At 72.5% G+C, this 4,698-nt stretch carries 2 protein-coding genes and 1 pseudogene; all 3 read right to left on the bottom strand.

The window, feature by feature from the left end:
* Window positions 1–151 precede the first annotated feature (151 nt).
* Window positions 152–757: pseudogene (locus AB0F18_RS38420) on the bottom strand (MFS transporter); the annotation flags it as partial.
* Window positions 758–825: 68 nt separating this feature from the next.
* Window positions 826–3,384: an ATP-grasp domain-containing protein gene (locus AB0F18_RS38415; RefSeq protein ID WP_362069964.1), complete on the bottom strand. Its 2,559-nt coding sequence runs from the start codon at window positions 3,382–3,384 to the stop codon at window positions 826–828.
* Between the two features lie 120 nt (window positions 3,385–3,504).
* Complete coding sequence (locus AB0F18_RS38410) at window positions 3,505–4,464, bottom strand: cysteine synthase family protein (RefSeq protein WP_362069961.1); 960 nt, start codon at window positions 4,462–4,464, stop codon at window positions 3,505–3,507.
* Window positions 4,465–4,698 lie beyond the last annotated feature (234 nt).

Here is a 4,698-nt window from a genome sequence, read left to right as displayed (position 1 = left end):
GCATCCACGCCGTGCGCATCGCAGTCACCGGCTCCATCGCCACCGACCACCTCATGACCTTCCCGGGCCGCTTCGCCGACCAGTTCGTCGCCGACGCGCCCAGGTCCTGGGTGACGTACGCCGGGATGCCGACGGCGAGCACCGTGTAGCCGAAGGCGGTCGGCACGTTGAGCAGGGTCAGGGCGAGGAAGGGACGGTTGCGCGCGACGAGCCGGTAGCCGCCCTTGCGGGAGACCCGGGGCGCCGCCGCGTCCGGGGACGTCCGCGGGATCGGGATGGACCCGAAGCAGACGGCGGCCAGCACGTACCCCGCGGCCGTGCAGAACACGATCACGTAGTAGAACGCGTCGCTGCCCAGGGCGAGGACCCCGCCCGCGATCAGACCGCCCACGCCCAGACCGGCGTTGCGCAGGCTGCGCTGCGCGGCGAGCAGCTTGTCCCGCTCGGTGCCCTTGACGAACTCGGCGATGAACGACTGGATCGCCGGCGGGTACGAGGTGTCGCCCAGGGCCACCAGCAGGATCACGCCGAACATCGTGTAGCCGTTGTCCACGAGCGGGTACGTGCAGAAGCCCGCGGCCCGCAGCAGGTACCCGCCGGTGACGACGGCCTTGGCCCCGAACCGGTCGATCAGGACGCCCGCCGCCGGGTTGCTGATCAGACCGATCACGGCGGCGGCCGTCATCAGGGTGCCCACCTGGGTGAGGGGCAGCCCGGTCACGTGGTGGAAGTACAGCAGCGACAGGGGCAGGTACATGCCGGCGCCGGTGGCGTCGACGACCATGCCCAGCATGTACCGCGTCTTCGCCGACAGGCGGGCCCCCGTCATGACGCGTCGCCGATCACGCTGTGTTCGCGCACCCACTCGCCGAGCTCGCGCAGCCGGCGCTCGCACTCCGTGCGGTTCGGTGCGGTGCCCACGGCGGCGGCGAGGAAGTCGGAGGAGCCCGAGGCCGGGGCGATGACCTGGCCCACCTCGGCGTAGAGCCAGAACCCGGCCAGCCAGGGCTCGTCGGGGACCGCGGGCAGCTCGCGCACCAGGCCGGGCCGCTTCATCATGAGCAGCTGGCCCGCCATGTGACGCGGCCTCGGCAGCCCGGCCGGGTCGTCGCCCCGCCGTACGGCGTCGGGGAGCGGGTGGCCGGCGTCGGCGCGCACGGCGTACTCGCCGAGGTGCACCCCGAACAGGCTGTGGAAGACCTCGCGGATCTTGGCGCCGCCGGGGCGGCAGGCGATCTCGCACAGCACCAGACGGTCGTCGGGGGTGTGGAAGACCTCCATGTGGAAGGCGTGGTCGCGCAGCCGGGAGCCCTCGGGTGCCAGGGTGGCGAGGACCCGGTCGGCGAGGTCGAGCAGGCGCGGGGTGACCGGGTCGTCCTCGTCGAGGGTGAGGTCGACGCGCGGGCCCGGGTCGGAGGCGAAGGAGGACAGGTCGTACTGGTACTGCGAGGGCCAGGCCATGGCCACGCGGCCGTCGCGCACCACGCCGTCGACGTGGCACATGCGGCCCGGGACGAAGCCCTCCAGCAGGACGTCGTCCCGCTCGCCGGCGGCGTACACCTCGGTCAGGGACTCCTCGAAGGAGGCCTCGTCCCGCAGGATGCGCAGGCCGATCGCGTTGAAGCCGCTGCGCTCCTTGAACACCAGGGGGAAGCCCTCGGCGGCCGCGAAGGTCCGGGCCTCGTCGGCGGTGCGGGGCTGGACCCAGGCGGCGACCTCGATGCCCGACGCCTGGGCGCGGGTCTTCATCAGGGCCTTGTCGCGGAAGGGCTTGACGTCGTCCTCCCAGGCGCCGCGCAGCCCGAAGCGCCGGCGCAGCCGCGCGGCGAGGTCCATGTCCCCTTCGTGCAGGGCGGTCACGCCGGTGATGCGGTGTTCCTCGATCAGTTCGACGGCGCGGGCCTCGAACTCGGCGGAGTCGAAGTCGTCGTGGATCTCCAGGCGGGTGTAGCCGAGGTTGCCGTCGGGGATCTTCTCGCCGGCGAGTTCGATCTTCTCGCGGGAGGCGAGGACGACGATGTCGCCGGTGTGGTCCGGCAGCCAGGACCGGTACGGGAACGGCTCCAGCGGGTTGCGGTGGATGATCAGCAGGTTCTCGCGGGGGGCGATCTCGGAGGGCTGCGCGAGGACGGTGGAGCCGTCGGGGCGGGCGAGGGTGATCTCGATGTGCTCGCGGATCACCTCGGCGCCCCGGCGGATCGCGGCGGTGGTGTCCTCGGCGGAGACGGCGATCAGGCCGAGCCGGTCCCAGTTGTCGGTGAGGACGCGTACGCCGTCGCCGGGCTTGGCGCCGACGGTGACGGAGATGACGCCCTCGGCGGCGCGGGCCTCGTCGAGTCCGGCGACGGACCGCACCGTGGTGCCCGGGGTGCCGACGAGGGCGCGTACGGCGGCGCCGCCGTGGGCCTGCGGCCGGTCGGGCAGTTCCTCGACCAGGCCGAACGGCTGGCCGACGGCAAGGGTGACAAGGTCGACGCCGAAGGCGCTGCGCACCAGTTCGGGGATGGAGTCGCCGCCGATGCGGTTGTGGCCCTCGATCACGCGCGGGCCCTTGGGGGTGAGGCGGACCTCGGTGTGGCAGACGCCGTCGCGCATGCCCATCACGTCGAGGAAGCCGCGTATGCCCTCGCGTATCGCCGCGTCGTCGGCCTCGGAGAGCCGGGCGGGGACCGCGTGGCCGAGTTCGGCGAAGTGGCCGTCCGAGGTGAACTTCTCGGTGATGGTGACGATCACGTGGCGGCCGGCAAAGCTGAAGGACTCGACGCTGAACTCGGGGCCGTCGAGGAACTCCTCCATCAGGAAGTCCTTGAGGACGAACAGCGAGGAGACCCGGTCGGTGCGGGTGCCGGAGAGCCGGGTGACCTCGCCCCAGACCCGGTCGGCGTCCTCGGGCCCCTCCACCCGCATGACGCCGATGCTCGCGGTGGCGTCGACGGGCTTGACGATGAAGGGGAAGCCGTAGGAGGCGCCGAAGGCGTCCAGGTCCTCACGGGACTTCAGGGAGCGGGCGCCCACGGCGTGCTCCGGGTCGTGCTCGGCGACGTAGCGCCGCATGGCGGCCTTGTCCCGGATCCGGGCGGTGACCTCGTAGCCGGTGCCCCCGAGCCCGTACAGGTCGTTGATCCGGCCCGCGTTCTCGAGCCCCGGCTCGGTGAGGGAGACGACCGCGGCGAAGCCGGGGCTCTCGTGCCAGGCCCGCACCAGGGGCTCGACCAGTGACCAGTCGGTGAAGTCGACGACCTCGACGGCCGCGGCGAGCCGGTTCTGCACCTCGCTCACCTTGGTCGGGTGCTGGAGGAGCAGCACGCTCAGCCCCAGGTCGTGGGCCTTCTGCACGGTCTCGTCGGTTCCACCGACGAGCAGCAGGGTGCGCTCGGGGTTCATTCTCTCTCTTCTCCCCCTGCGGCGGCAGGGAATTTCAGGCTCGTACTCGGGCAGGCGTGCGGGTGGGGAAGGAGCGGGGGCGAGGCGCGGGCCACCGTCCGGCGGGCTCCGGCCCGCCGTTCACGGCCGGTCGGCGGGGTCCGTTTCCGGCCACCAGCTGAGGTAGCGCTCGCCGCTGTCGGGGAACACGGTCGCCACGACGGAGTCCGACAGGTCGTGGCGGCGGGCGAGTTCGAGGCAGCCGTACGCGGCCGCGCCCGCGGAGATCCCGACGAGGAGGCCGGAGCGGGCGGCGATGGCGCGGGTGGTGGCGGCGGCGTCCTCACAGTCGACGGCGATCACCTCGTCGACGAGGTGCACGTCGGTGACGGGGCTGATGAAGCCGCCGTTGAGGCCGGGGATGCGGTGCGGGCCGGGCTCGCCGCCGGAGAGCAGCGCCGAGCCCGCGGGCTCGACGGCGACCACCTTCAGGTCCGGGTTGCGTTCGCGCAGGTAGCGGGCGATGCCGGTGAGGGTGCCGCCGGTGCCGACCCCGCACACCAGGTAGTCGACGCGGCCGCCGGAGTCGCGCCAGATCTCGGGGCCGGTGGTCGTGTAGTGGGCGCGGACGTTGTCGGGGTTCTCGTGCTGTCGCGCGTACCAGGAGCCGGGCATCTCGGCGTGCAGCTGCTCGGCACGGTCGACGCAGGCCCGGAAGCCGAGGGCGTGGTCGGTGAACTCGACCTCGGCGCCCAGCATGCGCAGGGTCAGCACGCGCTCGCGGGAGGAGTTCGAGGGGAGGACGATCAGGCACCGGTAGCCGCGGGCGGCGGCGAGCGCGGCCAGGGCGATGCCGGTGTTCCCGGAGGTCGATTCGATGATGGTGGCGCCGGGGGCGAGGGCGCCGGACTCCTCTGCGGCCCGCAGCATGAAGAGGGCGGCCCGGTCCTTGATGCTGGACAGCGGATTGGCCGCTTCCAGTTTGGCGAGGACCCGGGCGGTGGCGGGGAGGCCGTCGAGTTCGAGCCGGAGGAGCGGGGTGTCGCCGACGAGATCCTCGAACGATGCCGCGATGCGGCGGGTGGTGAGCGCGTTGTTCACGTGCTTCCCCCTTTGGTGCTGGACGTGCGGTCGGTCTCCGAAAGGTAGCCAGCTCCGGTGGTGCGCGATTGGCGCCCGGCTCGGGCGGAACTCGAGCGTCGCTCGCGCACCACGGGTGGCTGTGACCGGCGTTGCCGTCCCTAGGGTCTGTCGTCAAAGTCCCGTCTGCCCCGCGACGCCTGGCACGCACTCTCGCCGCACCGGGCGCAAGACCGAGTACGCCCAGTACGAGGT

The organism is Streptomyces sp. NPDC029216, from assembly GCF_040648015.1.
Taxonomy (GTDB): Bacteria; Actinomycetota; Actinomycetes; order Streptomycetales; family Streptomycetaceae; genus Streptomyces.
The sequence above is the reverse complement of the archived record's forward strand: the minus strand, read 5'-3'. Positions and strand labels throughout refer to the sequence as shown.